Annotated in this window: 16 protein-coding genes; 9 read left to right on the top strand and 7 right to left on the bottom strand. The window is 72.5% G+C overall.

From position 1 onward, the window contains the following. Nucleotides 1–27: 27 nt before the first annotated feature. The 7 genes from ACN263_RS16965 to ACN263_RS16935 are packed head-to-tail and all read left to right on the top strand — an operon-like array spanning nucleotide 28 to nucleotide 8,720. Entirely contained in the window at nucleotides 28–1,320 is a 1,293-nt protein-coding gene (locus tag ACN263_RS16965; protein ID WP_422735290.1) for an ABC transporter substrate-binding protein, read from the top strand. Between the two features lie 4 nt (nucleotides 1,321–1,324). Beyond that, the gene (locus ACN263_RS16960; RefSeq protein ID WP_422735289.1) at nucleotides 1,325–2,473 is read left to right on the top strand and encodes an ADP-ribosylglycohydrolase family protein; all 1,149 of its coding nucleotides are present in this window, start codon (nucleotides 1,325–1,327) and stop codon (nucleotides 2,471–2,473) included. After that, nucleotides 2,470–3,834: an ADP-ribosylglycohydrolase family protein gene (locus tag ACN263_RS16955; protein ID WP_422735288.1), complete on the top strand. Its 1,365-nt coding sequence runs from the start codon at nucleotides 2,470–2,472 to the stop codon at nucleotides 3,832–3,834. The genes ACN263_RS16960 and ACN263_RS16955 overlap by 4 nt, the downstream gene beginning before the upstream one ends. Further along, nucleotides 3,831–4,769 (top strand): ribokinase, encoded by a 939-nt coding sequence (locus ACN263_RS16950; protein ID WP_422735287.1) that lies wholly within the window; start codon nucleotides 3,831–3,833, stop codon nucleotides 4,767–4,769. The genes ACN263_RS16955 and ACN263_RS16950 overlap by 4 nt, the downstream gene beginning before the upstream one ends. Continuing rightward, nucleotides 4,766–6,715 (top strand): formylglycine-generating enzyme family protein, encoded by a 1,950-nt coding sequence (locus tag ACN263_RS16945; RefSeq protein ID WP_422735286.1) that lies wholly within the window; start codon nucleotides 4,766–4,768, stop codon nucleotides 6,713–6,715. The genes ACN263_RS16950 and ACN263_RS16945 overlap by 4 nt, the downstream gene beginning before the upstream one ends. Next, on the top strand, nucleotides 6,712–7,899 hold the full coding sequence (locus ACN263_RS16940; RefSeq protein WP_422735285.1) for a CaiB/BaiF CoA transferase family protein: 1,188 nt from the start codon (nucleotides 6,712–6,714) through the stop codon (nucleotides 7,897–7,899). The genes ACN263_RS16945 and ACN263_RS16940 overlap by 4 nt, the downstream gene beginning before the upstream one ends. After that, nucleotides 7,899–8,720, top strand: coding sequence for an HpcH/HpaI aldolase/citrate lyase family protein (locus tag ACN263_RS16935; RefSeq protein ID WP_422735284.1), 822 nt, complete (start codon nucleotides 7,899–7,901; stop codon nucleotides 8,718–8,720). Before ACN263_RS16940 ends, ACN263_RS16935 begins: the two co-directional genes overlap by 1 nt. A 14-nt stretch (nucleotides 8,721–8,734) precedes the next feature. Here the strand turns inward: ACN263_RS16935 and ACN263_RS16930 are convergent, their stop codons facing one another. The 4 genes from ACN263_RS16930 to ACN263_RS16915 form a co-directional block, all read right to left on the bottom strand. After that, nucleotides 8,735–9,331, bottom strand: coding sequence for a DUF305 domain-containing protein (locus ACN263_RS16930; RefSeq protein WP_422735283.1), 597 nt, complete (start codon nucleotides 9,329–9,331; stop codon nucleotides 8,735–8,737). Between the two features lie 73 nt (nucleotides 9,332–9,404). Further along, on the bottom strand, nucleotides 9,405–10,292 hold the full coding sequence (locus tag ACN263_RS16925; RefSeq protein WP_422735282.1) for a DUF1996 domain-containing protein: 888 nt from the start codon (nucleotides 10,290–10,292) through the stop codon (nucleotides 9,405–9,407). A 250-nt stretch (nucleotides 10,293–10,542) separates the two neighbouring features. Further along, on the bottom strand, nucleotides 10,543–11,205 hold the full coding sequence (locus ACN263_RS16920) for a C39 family peptidase (protein WP_422735281.1): 663 nt from the start codon (nucleotides 11,203–11,205) through the stop codon (nucleotides 10,543–10,545). A 655-nt stretch (nucleotides 11,206–11,860) separates the two neighbouring features. Further along, on the bottom strand, nucleotides 11,861–12,622 hold the full coding sequence (locus tag ACN263_RS16915; protein WP_422735280.1) for an SDR family oxidoreductase: 762 nt from the start codon (nucleotides 12,620–12,622) through the stop codon (nucleotides 11,861–11,863). Between the two features lie 191 nt (nucleotides 12,623–12,813). Here ACN263_RS16915 and ACN263_RS16910 point away from each other — a divergent pair, with 191 nt between their 5' ends. After that, on the top strand, nucleotides 12,814–13,698 hold the full coding sequence (locus tag ACN263_RS16910; RefSeq protein WP_422735279.1) for a helix-turn-helix domain-containing protein: 885 nt from the start codon (nucleotides 12,814–12,816) through the stop codon (nucleotides 13,696–13,698). A 9-nt stretch (nucleotides 13,699–13,707) separates the two neighbouring features. Here the strand turns inward: ACN263_RS16910 and ACN263_RS16905 are convergent, their stop codons facing one another. After that, a complete protein-coding gene (locus ACN263_RS16905) occupies nucleotides 13,708–15,591 on the bottom strand; it encodes a Xaa-Pro dipeptidyl-peptidase (protein ID WP_422735278.1) in 1,884 nt (627 codons plus the stop codon). 320 nt (nucleotides 15,592–15,911) lie between these two features. On the opposite strand from ACN263_RS16905, the gene ACN263_RS16900 reads away from it, so the two are divergent. After that, the gene (locus tag ACN263_RS16900; protein ID WP_422735277.1) at nucleotides 15,912–19,262 is read left to right on the top strand and encodes a S8 family peptidase; all 3,351 of its coding nucleotides are present in this window, start codon (nucleotides 15,912–15,914) and stop codon (nucleotides 19,260–19,262) included. Nucleotides 19,263–19,311: 49 nt separating this feature from the next. Here the strand turns inward: ACN263_RS16900 and ACN263_RS16895 are convergent, their stop codons facing one another. Together ACN263_RS16895 and ACN263_RS16890 are read right to left on the bottom strand one after the other, a co-directional pair. After that, nucleotides 19,312–19,797, bottom strand: a complete 486-nt coding sequence (locus ACN263_RS16895) for a DUF2231 domain-containing protein (protein WP_422735276.1) — start codon at nucleotides 19,795–19,797, stop codon at nucleotides 19,312–19,314. Nucleotides 19,798–19,897: 100 nt separating this feature from the next. After that, nucleotides 19,898–20,911: an SEC-C metal-binding domain-containing protein gene (locus tag ACN263_RS16890; protein ID WP_422735274.1), complete on the bottom strand. Its 1,014-nt coding sequence runs from the start codon at nucleotides 20,909–20,911 to the stop codon at nucleotides 19,898–19,900. Nucleotides 20,912–20,992 lie beyond the last annotated feature (81 nt).

Raw genomic sequence — 20,992 nt, 5'->3', positions numbered from 1 at the left:
CGAACCACCACCAAGGAGGTAACCCCCATGTTCCGTACCCGATTCCGTCGACTCGCGGCGGCCGCCGCGGTCGCGGTCGTCGGCCTCGGCGCGCTCAGCGCGTGCGGGTCCGGCGGTGACGACGAGGCCGCGTCCGGCCCCGCCAAGCTGCGCTTCCTCAGCCTCGCCTGGCAGAAGGAGTCGCTCCAGGTCAACAAGGACCTGGTCGCCAAGTGGAACGCCGAGCACCCGGACATCCAGGTCGAGTACGTCCAGGGTGACTGGAACTCGGTACACGACCAGCTGCTCACGTCGTTCGAGGGCGGCGACGCCCCGGACATCGTGCACTACGAGGCCTCCTCGATCGGCGAGTTCAGCAAGCAGGGCTACCTGGCCGACCTGTCCGACCTGGTCTCCGACGACCTCAAGGGGCAGATCGACAAGGGCATCTGGGACACCGCCACCACCGACGGCAAGGTCACCGGCGTGCCGTTCCTGCTGGAGTCGCAGGTCGTGATCGCCAACAAGAAGCTGCTCGACGCCGCCGGTGTCGCGGTGCCGCCCGCCGACGGCGGCTGGACCTGGGACGAGTTCCAGGCCAACGCGCAGAAGCTCACCAAGCCCGGCCAGTACGGCGCGGCGTGGGCGCTGAAGTCGCCGACCAACCGGGTGCTCAACCTGGCGCTCAACTACGACGGGAAGTTCTTCTACTCCGACGGCGGACGCACCGAGGTCAAGGTCGGCGACGCGGAGAAGGAGGTGCCGAAGCGGATCCACGACATGCTCTACACCGCCAAATCGGCCTCCCCGGAGGCGCTCGGCATGAGCGGCGCGGACACCCTGCCCGGCTTCTTCGGTGGCAAGTACGCGATGCTCCCCGGCTCGGTGTCACTGCGCCAGCAGATGGTCGAGCAGGCCCCGGCCGGCTTCGAGTGGGTGACCCTCCCGCCGATCAAGGGCCTCTCCAGCAAGCAGGCCGCCAACCCGCAGACCCTGTCCATCGCCGAGGACAGCACGCACAAGAAGCAGGCCGCGCAGTTCCTGGACTACTTCCTCAACCCGACCAACATGGCCGCCCTGGCCAAGGGTGACTGGCTGGTGCCGACCGGCAAGCAGGCCAACGAGGAGCTGGTCGCGCTGACCGCCGGCAAGCAGGGCTGGGACGTCGCGGCGGACAGCGCCGCCGACCTCACCGTCGCCCCGTTCCAGCAGGCCGACGGCTACCCGGAGTGGAAGACCAAGTACGCCACCCCGGCCCTCCAGCAGTACTTCGCCAACAAGATCACCCTCGATCAGCTCGGTACCCAGCTGGTCGACGGTGGCAAGCAGGTTCTGAGGTAACGACATGTCACTCTTGCTCGACACATCGGTCGGTTGCCTGGTCGGCGCCGCGGTCGGAGACGCCCTCGGCGGCGCCACCGAGACGGCCCTGCCCGAGCAGATCCGTACCCGCTTCGGCGGCTGGGTCGAGGGCATCGTGCCCCCGTACCACGCCGACTGGGCCACCGCGCGGCCGCTCGCGCCGTACCACAAGGGCGACGGGCACATCACCGACGACACGTTGATGACCCACGCCCTGGTCCGGGCCTACGCGGCCAAACGGGACCACCTCGACGCGTACGACGTGGTGGAGCTGCTGGTCCCCGATCTGATCGAGCGGGTGGTGCACATCCCCGACCTGGAGCGGGACGGGGTGACCTTCCACCGGCTCGCCGCCGCCGAGCGGTGGTTGGTCACCCGTCTGCACCACGCCCACGCGGACCCCCGCGAGGCCGGGGTCGGCAACATCGTCAACTGTGGCGCGGCCATGTACATGGCCCCGGTCGGCATCGTCAACGCGGGCGACCCGGCCGGCGCGTACGCCGAGGCGGTGGAGATCGCCGGCGCGCACCAGCACAGCTACGGGCGGGAGGCCGCCGCCGTCTTCGCGGCAGCGGTCGCGGCGGCGGCGACCCCCGGTGCGGGCGTCGACGACGTCGTGGCGGCGGCGCTGGACCTGGCCCGCGACGGCACCCGGGCGGCCGTCGACGCGGTGGTCAAGGAGGCCCGGAGCCACCAGGACTGGAAGCAGGCCATCCCGGCGCTGCGGGCGGCGGTGGCCCCGTACGACACGGTGGGGGAGGAGTACCGCAGCCCCGGGCTGGGCGCGCGCCGGCCGAGCCGCCTGCACGCCATCGAGGAACTGCCGGTGGCCCTCGGCATGCTGGTGGTGGCCGGCGGCGACTTCCGGGCCGCGGTGCTCGGCTCGGTCAACTACGGCCGCGACGCCGACTCCACCGCCACCATGGCCGCCGCCATCGCGGGCGCGCTGGGCGGCGCGGACGCGGTGCCGGCGGAATGGTCCGAGGCGGTCGCCACCGCGTCCAGGACCGACCTGGTCGAGCCGGCCCGGATCCTCGCGACGGTGGCCGGCGAGGTCTTCGAGCGCGACCGGGCCCGGTTCGCCCGACGGGCCGACCGCTTCGCCGCGCTGGCCCGGGAGTCGACCCGGTGAGGATCACCTGGGTACAGCCGGAGGACCTGCTGCCGCACGAGCTGGCGGCCAGCCGGGACGAGGGACGCGAGGTGACGGCCCTGGCCGAGCGCTGGACGGCGGCCGGCGGGGACCTCACCCCACCGGTCAGCGGGGCGTCGGCGGCACCGGCGGCACCGGCGCTGCGTGCCCTCGCCACGGAACTGCTGGACGCCGCCGACGCGCTGCCCGCTGTCGACACCGCCGACGAGGCCGACGACGTGGCCGGGCTGCGCGCCGGCTGGCCGGCTGCCTGGTCACTGCCGACCGACGTCGCCTACGACCGGCTGCACGGCGCGTGGCTCGGCCGAGCGGTCGGCTGCCTGCTCGGCAAGCCGGTCGAGAAGATCCCCCGCGAGGGCATCCGGGAGATCCTCACGGCGACCGGCCGGTGGCCGCTGCGGGACTGGTTCACCGCCGAGGGCCTGCCGGCCGAGGTCGCGGCCCGCTGGCCGTGGAACCGGCGCAGCGCGCCGACCAGCCTCGCCGAGACCATCGACGGGATGCCCGAGGACGACGACCTGAACTACGCCCTGCTGGCCCTGCGGGTGCTGGAGACGAAGGGCCGGGGCTTCACCAGCGCCGACGTGGCGCAGGCCTGGCTGGACTGGCTGCCCGCCGGGCGGGTCTTCACCGCCGAGCGGGTGGCCTACCGCAACCTGCTGCTCGGGTACCCGCCACCGGACAGCGCCCGCCGGCACAACCCGTTCCGCGAGTGGATCGGCGCGCAGATCCGCACCGACGTGTACGGCTGGGTCAACCCCGGCCGACCGGACCGGGCGGTCGAGCTGGCCGTACGCGACGCCGCCGTCAGTCACGTCCGGGGCGGCGTGCACGGGGCGATCTGGGCCGCCGCCCTGGCCGCCGCCGCGCCCGTCGCGGGAACGATCGACGAGGTGCTGGACGCCGCCGAGACGGTGCTTCCGCCGCACAGCCGGTTCGCCGCGACGGTCCGCGACGCGCGCGCGCTCGGTGCGGAGGCCGACGACTGGGAACGCGTCGTCGACGAGCTGTACGACCGCCACGGTCACCTGCACTGGGTGCACGTCCGCAACAACGCGGCCCTGGTCGCCGCCGCGCTCGCGTACGGCCGGGGTGACCTGGAGCGGTCCATCACGGCGGTGGTCAGCGGCGGGTGGGACACCGACTCGACCGGCGCGACCGTCGGCGCGGTGACCGGTGCGCTGGCCGGGGCGTCCGGCCTGCCGGCCCGCTGGGTCGACCCGCTGCGCAACCGGCTGGCCAGCAGCATCGCCGGCTTCGACGGGATCGGCTTCGACGAGTTGGCCGAGCGGACCCTCGCCCTGGCCGAGCAGGGCACGACGGAAGGGAGCGTGGCATGAGCGCACGCGTGGCGGTGGTGGGCAGCAGCAACCTGGACCTCGTGGTCACGGCGTCGCGGCTGCCGGCCCCGGGCGAGACGGTGCTCGGCGACAACTTCCGGACCGTGCCCGGAGGCAAGGGCGCCAACCAGGCCGTCGCCGCCGCACGCGCCGGCGCCGCCTGCGACTTCGTGGGGGCGGTCGGCGACGACGACTTCGGTACGCGGATGCGGGCCAGCCTCGTCGACGCCGGTGTGGACGTGCGCGGTCTGCGGACCGTCGCCGGCCCGTCCGGCGTCGCGCTGATCGCCGTCGATGCGAACGCGGAGAACTTCATCGTGGTCGCGCCCGGGGCCAACGGCACCCTGACCGAGCTGGACGCCGACGACCGGGCCACCATCGCGGCGGCCGACGTGCTGTTGCTGCAACTGGAGGTGCCGTTGCCGGCGGTGATCCGCGCGGCGCACTGGGCGCGCGCCGACGGCACGACGGTCGTGCTGAACGCCGCCCCCGCCGCGACGCTGCCCACCGAACTGCTCGACCTGGTCGACGTGCTGGTCGTCAATGAACACGAGGCGGCCGTCGTCGCCGGGGTCCCCTCCGGCGATCCGCCGGTGCTGCTGGACGCCCTGCTGAAGCTGGTGCCCCGGGTGGTGCTCACCCTCGGCGCGCGGGGTGCCGCGTACGCCGATCGGCACGGCCTGCGCGTCACGGTGCCGGCCCCCCGGATCGAGGCGGTGGACACCACCGCCGCCGGGGACGCGTTCACCGGCGCGCTGGCCGTGGGCTGGGCCGAACGTGGCGACGCCGGCAGCGAGGACGCCGTCACGGCGAGCCTGCGCTGGGCGTGCGCCGCCGGAGCGGCCTGCGCCCAGCGGCCCGGAGCGTCCACCGCGCTGCCCGACCGGCCGGCGATCGACGCCCTCCACGACGCGACCTACCGAGGTGCACCGTGAGCTTCAACCCGTACGTCCCACGCCCGATCGACCGGCCCACCGAGGTGCCGCTCGACGCGAACGCCGACCTGAGTGTCCTGGACGAGGCGAAGATCTTCGCCGCGCCCGACGACCCGGCGGACTGGCCGGCCTGGCGCGAGCAGATCACCAGGTGGCGGGCCGACGCCCGGAACCGGATCGGCTACACCGGCGAGCACTACGACGAGATCACCGGCGACTGCCTCAGCGTCGCTCTGATCTGGCTGTGGGACGAGACGCTCTACGACCACGAGCGCGGTGTCTTCACCGTCGAGGAGTTCCTCGACGCCGCCGGGCGCGACTTCGGCGGCTTCGACGGAGTGGTCCTCTGGCACGCGTACCCGGTGATCGGCCTGGACGACCGCAACCAGTTCGACTGGTACCGGGACGTGCCGGAGCTGCCCGAGGTGGTCCGCGCGTTCCAGCGGCGCGGGGTCCGGCTCTTCGTCGACTACAACCCCTGGGACACCGGTACCCGCCGCGAGCCGGGCGCCGACGCCGAGGAGGTCGCGGCGCTCGCCGGCACCCTCGGCGTCGACGGGGTCTTCCTGGACACCCTCAAGGAGGGCGCCGGGGAACTGCGCGCCGCGCTGGACGCCGTCCGCCCGGGCCTGGTCCTGGAGGGCGAGAGCCGCGTCCCGCTGGCCCGCATCGCCGACCACGCCATGTCCTGGGCGCAGTGGTTCGCCGACTCGGCCGTGCCCGGCGTGCTGCGGGCGAAGTGGTTCGAGCGCCGACACGTCCTGCACCACACCCGGCGCTGGCACCGCGACCACCTCGACGAGCTGCACTCCGCCTGGCTCAACGGCGTCGGTGTGCTGGTCTGGGAGAGCGTCTTCGGTGTCTGGGTCGGCTGGAACGACCGCGACCGCGCGGTCCTGCGGGCCATGCGGCGGGTCCAGGGCAGCCACGCCGCCTGGTTGCGCTCCGAGGACTGGGTTCCGCTCGCGGACCACCCCGGCGCGGGTCAGGTGTACGCGTCGCGCTGGACGCACGACGGCGAGCCGCTGTGGACGGTGGCGAACCGGGGCGCGGATCACGACGGTCCGTGGTTGGTCGTCGACCCGGGTGCCGGACGACGTTTCGTCGACCTGGTCACCGGTGTCGAACTGACCGTCACCGACACCGCCGACGGCCGGCTCGCGGTGGGTGGACCGCTGGCCGCCGGAGCGGTCGCGGCGGTCGTTCCCGGCGTCGCCACCGCGCGGCGACACGAACCGCCCACCGGCGATGCGTCCTTCCCGGCCCGCGCCGCGGTACGGGTCCGCACACCGTGGGCGCCGCAGCCGCATGTCCCGCCGGGCCTGGTCGCCGTCGACGGCGGACGGCGGGACCTGGTCGTCCGGCACCGGGTACGGGAGACCGGGCTCTACGGCGAGACGCCCTACGTCGACGAGTGGAAGCCGCTGCCGCCCCGTCTGCACCACACCGGGACGCTGCGGCGCAGTGTCCACCTGGGTCGGTTCGCCATCGCCACCCACGAGGTCACCTACGGCGAGTACGCCGAGTTCCTGCGCGCCACCGGCTACCACCCGGTGCGTCCAGAGCGGTTCACGACCGGTCAGGGGCCGACCGACGCCCCGGTGACCGGTGTCGAGCTGACCGACGCGCGGGCGTACGCGTCGTGGGCCGGGCTGCGGCTGCCCACCGAGGACGAGTGGCAGGTCGCCGCCGAGGCCGGGCTGTTGGTCCGGCGCGAGCCGTTGGTGTGGAACCTGACCGAGAGCGAACACACCGACGGTCGTACCCGCTTCGTGATCCTCAAGGGTGGCGCGGCGTACCGGGCGGAGGGTTCCGACTGGTACCTCGACGGCGGGCCGCAGCCGGCGGACGTGTCGGTGAAGCTGCTGCTCACCGGCGCCGGCCTCACCCGCTCGGACCAGGTCGGTTTCCGCTGCGCGGCCGATCTGCCGGAGGTGACCCGGTGACCGCGCCGTTGGACGGCATCACGGTCGTCGACCTGGCCACCCTGTTCGCCGGTCCGCTCGCGGCGGCGTTCCTGGGCGACTTCGGCGCCGACGTGATCAAGGTGGAGCATCCGGCCAAGCCGGACCCGTCCCGGGGGCACGGCCCGTCCCGCGACGGCGTCGGGCTCTGGTGGAAGGTGCTCGGCCGCAACAAGCGGACCGTCACCCTCAACCTGTCCGACCCGGACGGCGCGGAACTGCTGCGCCGGCTGCTCGCCGACGCCGACGTACTGGTGGAGAACTTCCGACCGGGGACCCTGGAACGGTGGGGGCTCGGCCCGGCCGAGCTGCACGCCGTCAACCCCCGGCTGGTGATCACCCGAATCAGCGGGTTCGGGCAGGTCGGCCCGTACGCCCGCAGGCCCGGCTTCGGCACCCTCGCCGAGGCGATGAGCGGCTTCGCGGCGGCCACCGGGGAACCGGACGGCCCACCGACGCTGCCGCCGTTCGGGCTGGCCGACTCGGTCAGCGCGCTCGCCGCCGCGTACGCGGTCATGCTCGCCCTGCGCGCCCGGGACGTCACCGGGACGGGCCAGGTGGTCGACCTCGCCATCATCGAGCCCATCATGGCGATGCTCGGGCCGCAGATCACCTGGTACGACCAGCTCGGCTACGTCCAGCCACGGCTGGGCAACCGCTCCAACAACAACGCCCCGCGCAACACGTACCGGTGCGCCGACGGACGCTGGGTCGCCGTCTCGACCAGCGCGCAGAGCATCGCCGAGCGGGTGCTGCGGCTGGTCGGCCGCGCCGAGCTGATCGCCGAACCGTGGTTCGCGACCGGCAGCGGCCGGGCGGCGCACGCGGACGAGCTGGACGCGGCGGTGAGCGCCTGGGTGGCGCAGCGGGACCGGGACGAGGTGGTGGCCGCGTTCGAACAGGCGCAGGCCGCTGTCGCGCCGGTCTACGACGTACGCGACATCCTCGCCGATCCGCAGTACGCGGCGCTGGGCACCGTGCGGACCGTTCCCGACGAGGAGTTGGGCGAGGTGCGGATGCAGAACGTGCCGTTCCGGCTCGCCGCCACGCCGGGGGAGATCCGGCATGCCGGTCGTCGGCACGGGCAGGACACCGACGCGGTCCTCGGCGCGCTCGGCCTCGACGCCGACGAGCTGGCCGCGCTGCGCGAACGGGGGGTGCTCTGATGCTGCTGAGCCTGCTCTACGTTCCGGGCGACCGTCCGGACCGGTTCGCCAAGGCGGTCGCTTCGGGGGCCGACGCGGTGATCCTCGACCTGGAGGACGCCGTGGTCGCCGGGCGCAAGGCGTACGCCCGGGAGGCGGTCGCCGAGTTCCTCGCCGAGGCGCATCCGGTGCCGGTGCAGGTACGGGTCAACGAGCTGACCGGTCCGGACCTCGACGCGGATCTCGCGGCGGTGGCCGGGCGACCCGGCCTGACCGGCCTGCGGCTGCCGAAGGTCGAGTCGGCCGCCGTGGTCGCGTCGCTCGCCGACCGGGTGGACGTGCCCCTGCACCTGCTGCTCGAGTCGGCCCTCGGGCTGGAGTCCGCGTACCCGATCGCCTCGGCCCACGCCGCGGTGGCCTCGATCGGGCTCGGCGAGGCCGACCTGCGCTCGGACCTCGGGGTCGGTGACGACGACGGCCTGGCCTGGGCCCGGAGTCGGGTGGTGGTCGCCGCCCGGGCCGCCGGCCTGACCCCGCCGGCGATGTCGGTCTACGCCGACGTCGTCGACGTCGCCGGTCTGGCCGCGTCGTGCGCGGTGGGCCGGCGGTTGGGTTTCCTCGGCCGGGCGGCGATCCATCCGCGCCAGCTCCCGGTGATCGTCGACGCGTTCCGACCGGTCGACCGTGAGGTGGCCCGTGCCGAGGAGTTGCTGGCGGCGGTCGCCGAGGCGCAGCAGCGGGACTCCGGGACCGTGGTGCTGCCCGACGGGCGTTTCGCCGACCGGGCCATGGTGGCCGCCGCCCGTCGGACCGTCGACCTGGCCGCCCGCTACGCGGCCTGAGCGTCGCGGGTCCGTCAGGTCGCGTGCGGCGTCGGAGCGCGGTCGAGCTCATCGAGGCGGGCCAGGTCGCCGTCGCCGCTTCGGATCACGGCCGTGGCCAGCGCGGTGGTGTCCGGGTGGACGCCGGCGCGCTGCTCGGCGGCGGCGATCGTGACGGCCTGCGCGAGGTGGGCCCGCAGATGCGCCGCGAGCAGGCGCTGGAACGTCTTCCCGCTGGCCGACCGCAGCACGGCCAGCTCGTCGGCGGTGATCATGCCGGGCATGTCGTGACCCTCGTGTGGGTTGGTCGTCGGCGCGCCGGCCCGGGTGAGCAGGTCGCGCGAGCGGTTCAGGTCGGCCCGGGTGCTCGCCTGGACCTGCGCGGCCAACCGTCGCCAGGTCGGGTCGGTGGTGTGGGTGGGTACGAGGTCCAGCACCGGCAGCAGCCGTTGCGTCATCGCCGCCGTGAGTTGCAACCAGGCGATGTCGGTGGGGCTGAAGGCGCCGGCCGTCGGGCTGGCGGTGATCGGTGCGGACGGCTGCGGCACCGCGTCGCCCTTGGTGCGGGACGGCCCGCCGGCGCAGCCGGCGACGAGCATCGCCGTCATGAGCAGCGCGACGTGAACGCGCATGCCTCCTCCTTCCGGCGTGGCTCCCCAGGCGAGGGGGCGGCCCGGCAGGACCGGGCCGCCCCCTTCGGACGGATCAGATGGGTCGGCCGTCGTGGCCGCACTTGATGACCGGACGGATGCAGTCCTGGACACGACGGGCCATCTCCGCTGTCGGCCAGGCGTTGAAGAAGTCGCCGTGCATGGTGTAGCCCGGCCCGGAGGCGAGCCGGAAGTGCGACGGGTCGCCGTTGACCGGGTAGCGCAGCACCTGGCGCAACTTCGGCACGTGCACCGGGTGGGTGCTCGGGCAGGCCTGGTTCACCGGGTACGCCAGGTGGCTCTTGTGGTCCGCGGAGTCCAGGTCGCGGCCGTTCCAGCACTGCGGGAAGTCCAGGTACGACTCCAGCATGGTGCCGGCCGGGCAGTTGACGAAGTCCTTGGACGGTGGCACCTGACCGGCGTGCAGGCAGGACCAGCGGGCGATGCTGTCGTTCGGGCCGGTGGCCTTCGCGTTGCCCGCGACGAGCCGCAGGCCCTGCGGGATGGGTTGGGTGTTGGCGACGACGTCGGCGCGCACACCTTCACCGAGGTAGTAGAAAGTGGCGATGGCCGGTTCCACCGCCACGTTGTCCCGGTAGAGGGTCGGCACCCAGTACGACGAGACGTCCACCGCCGGGTTGCAGGTGGTGGTGGACTTCACCAGGTCGGGCAGGGTGGTGGTGGCGTTCGTCGCCGTGCTGCCGAAGAAGCTGTGCATGTGTGACGCTCCCGGCAGTCCGGGGAAGACGATCGGGTCGTCCGGCAGCCGGTGGCTGTACGTGCAGTCGGCGGGGAACTCGGCGACCCGGATGACGTTGGCGACCGGGGCGGCGTCGGCCCGGTCGGTGGTCGAGACCAGGTACGTGCCGAGGAGCGTCAGCAGGGCGCCGATCGCCATGGTGAGGCGTAGCCGGCGGTGGGAGAGGGGTGCGGCCCTGTCCATCGGAACTCCTGTCGGGGGACGGGTCAGGGGCAACTCCGATGCCGCCGCCGAAGACAGCGGAGTTTGTCCTGGCCAGACTGGTGGTGGCCCGCTGGGGCCGGTGCGAGAGAGCGCTCTCAGCAGTTCAAGCCTCACCCAAATGTCGAAACTTGTCAATACGTGCCGCAGGTGGTGGAAAAATGGCGATGACAGCACAAGGGCCGGGCCCCGTGGTGGGGTCCGGCCCTTGTCGGTGGTGCTGGTGCGTGGGTCAGCTGGTGGCGTAGCCGCGGGTGGCGATCCAGTCGGCGAGGTGCTCGACGGTGATGTCGTAGGCGGCGGTGTTCGGGTCGGCCGAGTCGGCGATCCGGACGACGTTGCCGTTGTCGCGGTAGCCGGTGACGCTGATGTAGTGCCCGCCCTCGAAGGAGTGGGTGTTGCCGTCGGTGTCGGTGCTGGTGCCGGCGATGTTGGCGACCACGGCCCGACCGTTGTCCACGGTGCGGATGATGTCGGCGCGCAGCGTGTCGGTCTGCTTGGCGTCGGCGTCGGGCTTGCTGATCTCGACGCTGTGGTAGGCGTCGGTCTTGCCGGTCTCCTTGTTCAGCACGGGGGTGATGTCGTTGATGCTGTTGGTGCCGGCCTCGGTGGTGCCCATCTCCTTGGCCATGGCGTCCACGCTGATGTCCTTGCCCTGCACGCTCAGGGCGTTACGGGCGGCGGCGGGGCCGCAGTAGTAGAAGTTCGGCTGGGCCTCGTACCGGACGCCGAGCTGCCGCTCGCCGTGACCCTTGCGGTCGGTCTGGGTCTGCGACACGGGCTTGGCGGTGCTTTCGGCGGCGAACGCGGTGGTGACGGGTCCGGCGATGGCGCCACCGGTGAACGCGAGACCAGCAGCGGTCAGAGCGGTCTTACGAATCAGATCGGTACGCATGATGGCGTGCTCCTCTGCTTCATCCGGGGGATACGCGCGCGGCACACGGGGGTGTGCCGGGCGGGGAAAGTTCGTGAGGGGGGTCTGTCCGGCGACCCGACGACGGGGGTCTGCGCGGGGGTGGTGCAACGGTCCGGGCCGGCGGGTCATTCCCGCCGGGGGACCGGGGGGCGGCCCGGTGGTGCTCGGCCGTGCGGGGGTGTAACGACACCGGTCCGGCGGGTGTTCCCGGCGGTGGCTGCCGCGCTTGGCGACCGGAGGGCCGCGGCGTGCCCGGTATAACGACCCCGCCGGGTCACCGATTCCGCCGCCACGGTGTCACCGGCCACCACCCAGCCTGGCAGAAACCGGACATACCTCCCACCGGGCGGCCGGTCGGGGCGTGCCGGTGGGCATGATCGACTCCAGATCGCCGAAGTCGGGGCATCCTCGCGCAGGGATAGCCCGACATCACCGACCTGGAGTGGATCATCTCCAGCCTCGCGGCGAAGGCGGTCGGAGGCTACGACCTATCCTCCTAGGATGCCCACGCGGGTGTGTGGTGGCCCGCACCACCGGCATCGCCGACTGCGGAAGTACGGTGCTGCCACCGGGGCCGGTCTCCGACGCGAGGAGACCGGCCCCGGTGTTGCGGTGCGGTGCCGCTCGCGAGGTGTCAGCCGTTGCGACCGGGAAGCCTCGCCAGGGCCTTCGAGCGCTCGGCGACGAGGTCGGCGTAGGTGCCGTCGCGCTCGGCCCAGCGGTGCATGTGCACGCCCTTCACGAGGATTTCGCGTGGGGTGGGGTTCGCCGAGAGCAGCTGCATGACCTCGGTGGCGAAGTCGTCGAGCGGCAGCGCGCGCGGGTTCACCGTCTGCTGACCGGCGGTCGCGACGGCCGGGGGGACGAGTTCGACGACGTCGACACCGGTGCCGTCGAGTTGCGCGCGCAGCGCCTCGGAGTAGGCGTGCACCCCGGCCTTCGAGGCGGCGTAGCTGGGCATGGGCGGGAACGGCAGGAAGGCGATGCCGGAGGTGACGGTGATGAAGGTGCCCGCACCCCGACCGACCAGATGCGCGGTGAAGGCGTCGATGACCCGGATGGTGCCGACCAGGTTGGTGTCGATCGTCGTCTGCGCTGCCGCGAAGTGCGCGGGGTCGCGGAGGTCTTCCATGAGCATGGCACCCGACATCGTCACCACCGTGTCCAGCTCGGGGTAGCGGGCGAGCACGGCGTCCCGGGCGGATGCGACAGAGGCGCCGTCGGTGACGTCGATGCTGAACGTGCCGAAACCTTCCGTGGCGAGTTCCGCGAGGGCCTCGGGGTTGCGACCGCCAACGGCCACCGTGCTGCCCGCCGCGGCGAACCGCCGGGCCAACTCCCGCCCGATACCCGAGGTGCCGCCGACCATGAGAACTGTGCGGTTGGAGAGATCCACGAGATCTTCCCTTCGATCCAGAGGGCGCCGGCGCGGGAGACTCGCGGGCGCAGACAGTGCTGCTCGCTGTCCCTGCCGACCAGGGCGATCACCAGTCTCGACCGAGCCCGGCGGGGGTGGCAGGGCCCCCGTTTACCCAGGTCCTGCCAGGGCCCCCGCTGCGGCACGCACGCCGCACTACCGTGGTGACCATGGGTGAAGAGGTGTCGGACGGCGGCCACTGGCTCGGCAGCTACCTGCGGGCCCGGCGCGAACTGGTCACACCGTCGCAGGTGGGGCTCCCGACCGGCGGCAGGCGCCGCGTCCCCGGCCTACGACGCGAGGAAGTCGCCCTGCTCGCCGGGATCAGCCCCGACTACTACCTGCGGCTGGAACGGGGCCGGGACAGGAACCCCTCACCGCAGGTCCTCGAATCGCTCGCGCGCGTCCTGCAGCTCGACGACATCGAGCGGATGTATCTGCTCGACCTCGCTGCCGCGCGCCCCAGGGCGCCGCGTCGCAAGCGGTCCGAGCAGGTACCGGCCCGGGTGTACGAGCTGCTTGCCCACCTTCAGATCCCCGCGTTCGTCGAAGGACGCGCCTTCGACGTGCTGGCCTCCAACCCGATGGCCGTGGCGTTCTCCCCGCGCCTGCGGCCCGGTCAGAACCGGCTGCGGTCGCTCCTGCTCGACCCCGAGGAACGCGCCTTCCACCAGGACTGGACGAAGGCCACCGCCAATTTCATCGCGACCCTTCGTACCACCATCGGGGACGACATCGACAACCCCCGGTTCGTCGAGCTGGTGGGCGAACTCGCGCTGTCCAGTCAGCGGTTCCGCACCCTGTGGGCCCGCCACGACGTCCGCAATCTCGACGGAGGCACGACGACGGTGCACCACCCCGTCGTCGGTGACCTACGCCTGCACCGGGACAAGCTCCCCATCGAGGACGTCATCCTCGTCGTCTACTACCCGGACAAGGACAGCGACAGCGACGAGAAACTGCGGCTCCTCGCCACACTCGCCCACACCGGGACCAGCGACGACCAGACACGGGTGGGGCGGCCCGACGCGTCGTCGGACCGCCCCACCCGTTGACGGAGCCGGTCAGAAACCGAGCACACCCCGCCCGCCCACCACGGGCAGTCGCAGTTCGCTGTCGTTCGGGGCGATCCGCAACTCGGTGCCGCCCAACGGCAACAGCGTGTACTCCTGGTCGGAGGAGAAGACGACCACGCCGATCCGGTGGCCCGCCGGGAAGATGTAGTCCTTCGGCTCCATGGTCCACCGGTAGTCGTACAGCTTGCCCTGCTTGACCGGCGCGGTGCGTGCGGCGCTGACGCGGTTCTGCGGGTCCATCCAGCCGCGGGTCACCACGACGGGCGCGGCGGTCGACCCGGCCGGACCGTAGTCGACCAGGTACGCGGTCAGGTTGGCGTCCGGCTTGTTGTCGATCGCCATCCGCAGCCGCATCTCGGGGCGGCCGGAGATGCGCACGCTCTGCGCGAGCGCGGGGGAGCGGTAGGTGAGCCGGTTGGCGCTGGCCGTGTCCGGGTCGGCGACCAGGGTGTCCGGGTGGATCGTCCGTCCCTCGTCGACGAAGCTCTGCTCGACGCGGGCCTTCGGCGGCCTACCCGTGGTCAGGGTGCCCGGCGCGGTGGCGTCGGTGGCGGCGAACCGCAGCCCGACCTCGCGCGCGGCCGGGTCGGGCCAGTTGGCGTACGTCGTGTACGCCCGGTCCTCGCGCTGGAGCACCGCCGTCGGCTCGTCCATGATGCCGTTGCGCACGTTCCACAGCCAGTAGTCGAACCAGCGGTTCTCGGTCTGCTTGTACGTCCAGGTCTGCCCGCTGGGCAGGGTCACCGAGGCGCTGCTGCCCGGCCCGCCGTGCCCGCCCTGGTGCAGCCAGATCTTGCGCGGTACGTGGCGCTTGGCCAGTTCGTCCCACCAGCCGGCGAAGTGCTCGGTCTTGACGTTCCAGTCGTTGAGGCCGTGCACGACGAAGACGCTGGCCTGGACGTTGCGGGCGTCGAGGTAGTCGCGGTCGCGCCAGAACGGGGAGTAGTCGCCGGTGACGCGGTCCTGTGCCTTGGTGAGCTGCGCGAGTTCGTCGGCGCAGGGTCCCTCGGCGCGTGCCTGCCCGGCCGTGTACTGGGCCAGGATGTCGAGGTCCTCGCCCTGGAAGGTGCCGGGCGCGACGACCAGGCCGTTGGCCCGGTAGTAGTCGTACCAGCTGCTGATCGCCGAGACCGGGACGATGGTCTTCAGGCCCTTGACCCCGGTGGTGGCCACCTGGTTGGGCAGCGTCCCGTTGTAGGAGACGCCGGTCATGCCGACCGCGCCGGTGGTCCAGCCGGCGGTGACCGGGGCGCCGCTCGCGTCGTACCCCTTGGCCCGGCCGTTGAGCCAGTCGATGACCGCCTTGGTGCCGAGCGTCTCGGCCTGGTCGCCGCTGGTCGGGCAGCCGTCCGAGTCGCCGGTGCCGACGCTCTGGCCGAGCACCACCGCGTACCCGCGCGGCACGTAGTAGTCGTCGAGCGAGCCGGGCAGGTTCGCCTTGGCCTGGGCGCGCTGCGTGCCGGCGTCGAGCGCGCGCCGGCCGGAGTGGTCGGTCAGGCCGTTCTGCGGCAGGTCGTCGACCAGCACGCTCGGGTACGGCACGTCGCCCCAGGTGCCCTTGCGGTACGGGCTGTGCTCGAAGATGACCGGCACCTTGAAGCCCTCGGTGGCGGTCTCCCGGGGCCGGGAGATGTCGATCGCCACCCGGTCGGGACGGCCGTCGTGGTCGGTGTCCACCGGGGTCTGGACGTACACCCGCTCCTCGATGGCGTCGGCGAGCGAGAACACCGGTTGGGTCATGCCGTCGGCCACCACGATGCCGGTGGGCGCGGACGTCGTGGGGCGGGCGGCTGCGGGTGTCGGTGTGGCGCTCAGGACCAGTGCGCCGGACACGCCGACGCTCAGGAGTGCCAGATGGTGGGGTCGACGCACGCGCGTCTCCCTTCGGTCGGGCTGGTTGCCGGGTCGCGGCAGGGGCCAGTCGCGAAGATCCATTCGTCGCCATGCTAGGTGCGGGGCCCCGTCGGCGTCGATCCCTTCGGGTGGTCGTCGCCGCCCGTTCTGCCGATCGGGACGGCAGCGGTAATCGAATCGACATCGAACCGGGCACACCGCCGTCACCTGGCGGAAAACGTTGTCTCGGACGGAGAGAAAACCCCTGTCGTGGCCTCCCGGAGATCCGCTTCGCGGACCTATGATCTTGCAGCATGTCGCCCAAGAGGCGTCATTTGTCCACATGAGACAGGAGCGAAATGCTCAAGAAGACTCGCTGGCTGCTGGCCGTCGCCGTGACGGCCACGGCGCTGACCGCCGTGCCCGGCGGCACCGCCACAGCCGGCCCCGGCAGCATCGCCGGCACCGACACACCGCGCACCTCCGGCGACGGGAAGACGCACACCGTCACCCTGCTGACCGGCGACGTGGTGACCGTCCGTAGCACCGGTTCCGGGTGCCCGCAGGCCACGATCCGGCCGGTCGACGAGAACGCGGTGATCGACCAGAGCTGCGGCCCCGACGGTCACCTGCACGTCGTTCCCGCCCGTGTCGCGTCCCAGGTCGGCTCGGTCCTCGACCCCGACCTGTTCGACGTCACCGCGCTGATCGCCGACGGGTACGACGACGAGAACACCACGGAGCTGCCCGTCATCGTGCAGCCCGCCACCGCGTCCGCCCGGGTGGCCGCGCTCGCCGACGTGCAGACGCTGTCCAGCATCGGCGCGGTGGCCGGACACGTACCCAAAAAAAGCCCCGCCACCGCCAAGCTGGCGACGAACTCGCTGCTGGCCGGCGCGAAGAAGGTCTGGCTCGACCGCAAGGTCCGCGCCACCGCCCTGCCGGCCGGCGCGAAGCCCGCCGGCCTGGACCGCAACCTGACCCAGATCGACGCGCCCGACGCCTGGAAGGCCGGCTACACCGGCAAGGGCGCCCGGGTCGCGGTGCTCGACACCGGCGCCGACTTCAGCCACCCGGACCTCGCCGGGCGGGTCGTCGAGCGGGCTGACTTCACCGTCGAGGACGGTGACGCCGTCGACCACAACGGCCACGGTACGCACGTCGCCTCGACCATCGCCGGCACCGGCGCGGCCTCGCACGGTCAACGCCGTGGCGTCGCGCCGGACGCCAAGCTGGTGATCGGCAAGGTGCTCGACGACCACGGCTCCGGCGAGGACTCCGGCATCATCCTCGGCATGGAGTGGGCGGCCAGCCGGGCCGACGTCATCAACATGAGCCTCGGCGGCAGCCAGGCCGACGACGGCAGCGACCCCCTCTCGCTCGCCGTCGACGCCCTGAGCAGGCAGACCGGCACCCTGTTCGTCATCGCGGCCGGCAACAGCGGCGCGCAGATCTCCTCGCCCGGCTCGGCCGCCACCGCGCTCACTGTCGGTGCCGTCGACCGCGACGACAAGCTCGCCGACTTCTCCAGCCGGGGACCGCTGATCAACAACCACGCGGCCAAGCCGGAACTGGTCGCGCCCGGCGTCGACATCGTCGCGGCCCGCGCCGCCGGCACCAACCTCCAGGACCCGATCGACGGGTACTACGAGTCGCTCAGCGGCACCTCGATGGCCACGCCGCACGTCGCCGGCGCCGCCGCGCTGCTCGCCCAGCGGCACCCCGACTGGACCGGCGAGAAGATCAAGGCCGCCCTGGTCGGCGCGTCGGATCCGCTGACCGGCATCGACCCGTGGGCCATCGGGGCCGGCCGCCTCAACGCGGCCCGTGCCCTCGGCGGCCCGACCAGCGGCCAGCCGGTGGTCAACCTCGGCACGTTCGCGTACCCGCAGTCCGGGACCAGCGAGACGACGCTGAGCTGGACCGGGGGGTCCACCCCGGCCACGTCGGTCCTCGACCTGGACGTGTCGATCGTCAACCACGACGGTCAGAGCGTGCCGCGCGGCGCGGCGTCGCTGTCGACGAGCCGGGTGACCCTCAAGCGGGGCGCGACGGGGACGGCGACGCTGCGGATCAACCGCGCGGCGCTGGGCAGTCGGCCGGGCCTCTACCTGGCCACCGTCACCGCCCGCACCGGCCGAAAGGTGGTCGCCACCACCCCGGTCAGCTTCTACGTCGAGCAGCCCAGCTACGACCTGACGATCCACACCAAGCCGATGCCCGGCCTGCGGGACGGCGCGGAAAGCTGGATCAACCTCATGGTCGCCAACCTCACCGACCCGCTGCTGTTCTACGGCGGGGGCGGTGGTACCCCCGGGGACACCTTCACCCTGCGGGTACCGGCCGGCCGGTACTCGGTGCTCGGCGCGTCGGTCGCCTATTACGTCGACAGCGACGTGCTGGAGACCACCCTCACCGCGGCCGGTGACCTGGACGTGCGCGGCCCGCGGAGCGTGACCCTCGACCCGGCGCAGGCCCGGCCGGTCACGGCGACCGTCGACGGGGCGGCCACGAAGACCACCCGGACCGACGTCACCACCTTCCAGACCGCGGTGAACGGCCTGCCGTGGTGGCACCAGATCAGCGGGTTCGGGGTGGCGACGGCGGTGCGCAGCGTGGCGATCCCGAAGCCCACCATCGGGTCGCGGCGCACCTGGGCGGCCGTCAACATGGACTCGCCGGCCGGTACCGCGAAGCCGTACCGCTACAACATCGTGCACGAGTACGCCGACGGCGTGCCGGCCGATCCGTCGTTCCGGGTGACCAGGGCGGAGCAGGCACGACTGGCCCGTATCGACGAGCGGTTCCACCAGACCGACTCGCCGGAGATGTACACCACCTTCCTCCGTTTCGGCGAGACGGCCGACGGGGTGCCGGTGACCCAGACCTTCGAGGGCATCATGCCGCCGAACCGGACGTCGTACCTCTCCCCGGAGATCGTCTGGGCCGACCAGGGTGTCTACGGCGGACTGGGGGCCATGGAGGCGCCGCGCCAGTACCGGCCGGGCAGTCAGCAGTCCAAGGTCTGGGCGCGGCAGCCGCTGCACTCCGACTGGTACGACGACCCGGCCGGTGACGGCTGGAGCTGCGCCAGCCCGCCGTCGCGGACCCGGGGCAACCTGCACCTGGACATGGTGACGCTGACCGACCAGCACCAGCGCGCCGACTGCCTCCAGGGCGAGGCGATCGGCGTGAAGCGCACGCTGTCGCTGTACCGCGACGGCAAGCTGGTCGAGCAGAAGCAGCATCCGATCGGTGACTTCACGGTGCCGCAGGCGATGGCCGACTACCGGCTGACCTTCGACGTCGACACCAGCCTCATCCTGCCGATCTCCACCAGGGTCAACACGTCCTGGACGTTCCGGTCCGCCGGGCCGGAGGGGACCGACCGCGTGCCGTTGCCGCTGCTCGCGGTCGACTACACGCTGCCGATGGACCACGACAACCACCCCGTCGGCGGAACCGCGGAGCTGGCCGTCCGGCAGGCGCACGGCGTCAAGGCGCAGAAGGTGACGTCGATGCAGGTGTGGACCTCGACCGACGACGGTGTCACCTGGACGTCGGCCCGGGTCACCGCGAGCGGTGACAGCTACCGGTTCGAGCTGCCGAAGGTCGCCTCCGGGCAGGCCGTCTCGCTGCGGGTGAAGGCCGCCGGCAACGGCGGTAGCGGCATCGAGCAGACCGTGATCCGGGCGTACCGCGCCGGTTGACGGGCGACGTGGTGTCGGCCCGGCAGGCACCGGGCCGACACCACCGCCGTCACTGACCCTCCCAGACCGCCTTCGCGCCCGAGTCGCCGGTACGGACCACGTAGTACACGGCGACGGCGGCGGCCACCACCGACAGCACCTGCAACGTCACGGTCACCGCCCGGTTGGCGGGTACGCCCTCGGCGGCGCGCGGCGGGACGAAGCGGACCAGGGCCAGCGCCACGATTCCCAACGCGATCGCGGCGTACAGCGTCATGTCGCCGAAATCCTGGTGCGCCTCCAGCTTCGGGACGAACTCGGGGGTGACCCGGTTCGCCGAGCGCAACCGCTCGAAGAAGGCGTCCCCGGTGAGCTTCGCCAGCAGCGCGCAGATCGGCGCGCCCACCGCGAGCAACGCCAGCACCCAGCGCGTGTGCGGCCGGATCGGCGCGACGAGCGCGTAGGCGATCGCCAGCAGCGCGAGCAGCGGCACGAACACGACCGCGGCGTGCAGCACGAGCGGGTGGGCGGGGATGCCCTGGAACTCTTCGAACATTCGGCGACTCCTCCGGCCGTGGCGGATCTCGATGATCCGAGGCATGGAGGCTATCGGCACCGGCCCGGCGTGCCCAGAGTCGTGTACCCAGAGCCACCGCTCAACTGCGCGAGCGCGGCAGGCAGTCCTTTTTGTACTTCAGGCCCGACCCGCACCAGCACGGGTCGTTGCGCTCGGGTGGCCAGGGCACCCGGGCGGAGGGCCGCGCCGACACCTCGGCCGCGTAGCCGGCCCGGACCGCCGCGTCGGTCGGAGAGCCGTCGCGTCGACCGGCGAAGGAGTCCAGGCCGGCCACGCTCGCCCGGTACACGCCCAGACCGGTCCGGCCGGCGCCGGTCAGCCGGACCAGCTCCTTCTCCAGGCGCGCTCGGTGCGCGTCCCAGTCCGGCCCGTACACGTCGGTCAGTTCGGGGTGGGTGGCGAGCAACTTGTCGAACTCGTCCCGGGGCCAGAGCAGCAGGTCCGACGCGCCGCCCTGGCGTTCCGAGACCTGGCGGACGAGTTGGTTCTCCAGCCGGTCGGCCAGGTCGTCCTGCCGGTCGTGCGGCAGGTTGAGGTTGCGGCGTACCCGGTGCCGCTGTTGCAGCAGCAGGAACAGCACACCCGGGTCGTCCGGCGGACCTACCTCCGGGTCGGCCGTGGTGTCGCGCTCGCCGAGCAGCGTGTCGACCGCCTCGCTCAACCACGTCTCGGCGGTCGACGACCGACCGACCGCGTCCAGCGCCGCGCTCAGGTAGGCGGGCACGTCGGGTTGGGTGAGCAGCAACGGACGCAGCGCGGTCAGCTCGGCCATCGCCTCGTCGTCCCGGCCGCCGGCCTGGAACATCACCCGGGCCCGCAGCGCGCGGGCCACGCCCGCCCGGGGGTCGTCCACCGAGGGGTACGCCGCCAGCGCCTGATCCGCGTATCGCAGCGCGGCCTCGGTCCGGGTCCGGATCCGGGCGATCTCGGCGGCCAGGGTCAGGGCGTCCCCGGCGTCGTCCGGATCCTCCAGCCGGCCCTGCTCGACCGCCTCGGCGATGTCGGCCGCGACACCGAGCGGGTCGGCCGCCCCGAGCGCAGTGCGGCGCAGTTCGGCGAGGTCAGCCTTGGTGAGTACGTCTCTCGTCGGCACGATCTCACGGTACGTCGGAGGGCTCCCGTGCGGCCCAATTATGGTCATCTGCCGTCAACCCGCCCTCGATAGCGTCCGGTC

This window comes from Micromonospora sp. WMMD729 (assembly GCF_049315225.1).
In the GTDB taxonomy this organism is placed as follows: Bacteria; Actinomycetota; Actinomycetes; order Mycobacteriales; family Micromonosporaceae; genus Micromonospora.
This window is presented reverse-complemented; position numbering and strand designations above follow the sequence as displayed.

Bases quoted from the DNA above. Each gene is read 5' to 3' on its own strand.
- ACN263_RS16930 (WP_422735283.1), bottom strand. From the start codon at position 9,331: ATGCGCGTTCACGTCGCGCTGCTCATGACGGCGATGCTCGTCGCCGGC.
- ACN263_RS16960 (WP_422735289.1), top strand. From the start codon at position 1,325: ATGTCACTCTTGCTCGACACATCGGTCGGTTGCCTGGTCGGCGCCGCG.
- ACN263_RS16895 (WP_422735276.1), bottom strand. From the start codon at position 19,797: ATGTTCGAAGAGTTCCAGGGCATCCCCGCCCACCCGCTCGTGCTGCAC.
- ACN263_RS16910 (WP_422735279.1), top strand. From the start codon at position 12,814: ATGGGTGAAGAGGTGTCGGACGGCGGCCACTGGCTCGGCAGCTACCTG.
- ACN263_RS16900 (WP_422735277.1), top strand. From the start codon at position 15,912: ATGCTCAAGAAGACTCGCTGGCTGCTGGCCGTCGCCGTGACGGCCACG.
- ACN263_RS16920 (WP_422735281.1), bottom strand. From the start codon at position 11,205: ATGCGTACCGATCTGATTCGTAAGACCGCTCTGACCGCTGCTGGTCTC.
- ACN263_RS16950 (WP_422735287.1), top strand. From the start codon at position 3,831: ATGAGCGCACGCGTGGCGGTGGTGGGCAGCAGCAACCTGGACCTCGTG.
- ACN263_RS16935 (WP_422735284.1), top strand. From the start codon at position 7,899: ATGCTGCTGAGCCTGCTCTACGTTCCGGGCGACCGTCCGGACCGGTTC.
- ACN263_RS16925 (WP_422735282.1), bottom strand. From the start codon at position 10,292: ATGGACAGGGCCGCACCCCTCTCCCACCGCCGGCTACGCCTCACCATG.
- ACN263_RS16965 (WP_422735290.1), top strand. From the start codon at position 28: ATGTTCCGTACCCGATTCCGTCGACTCGCGGCGGCCGCCGCGGTCGCG.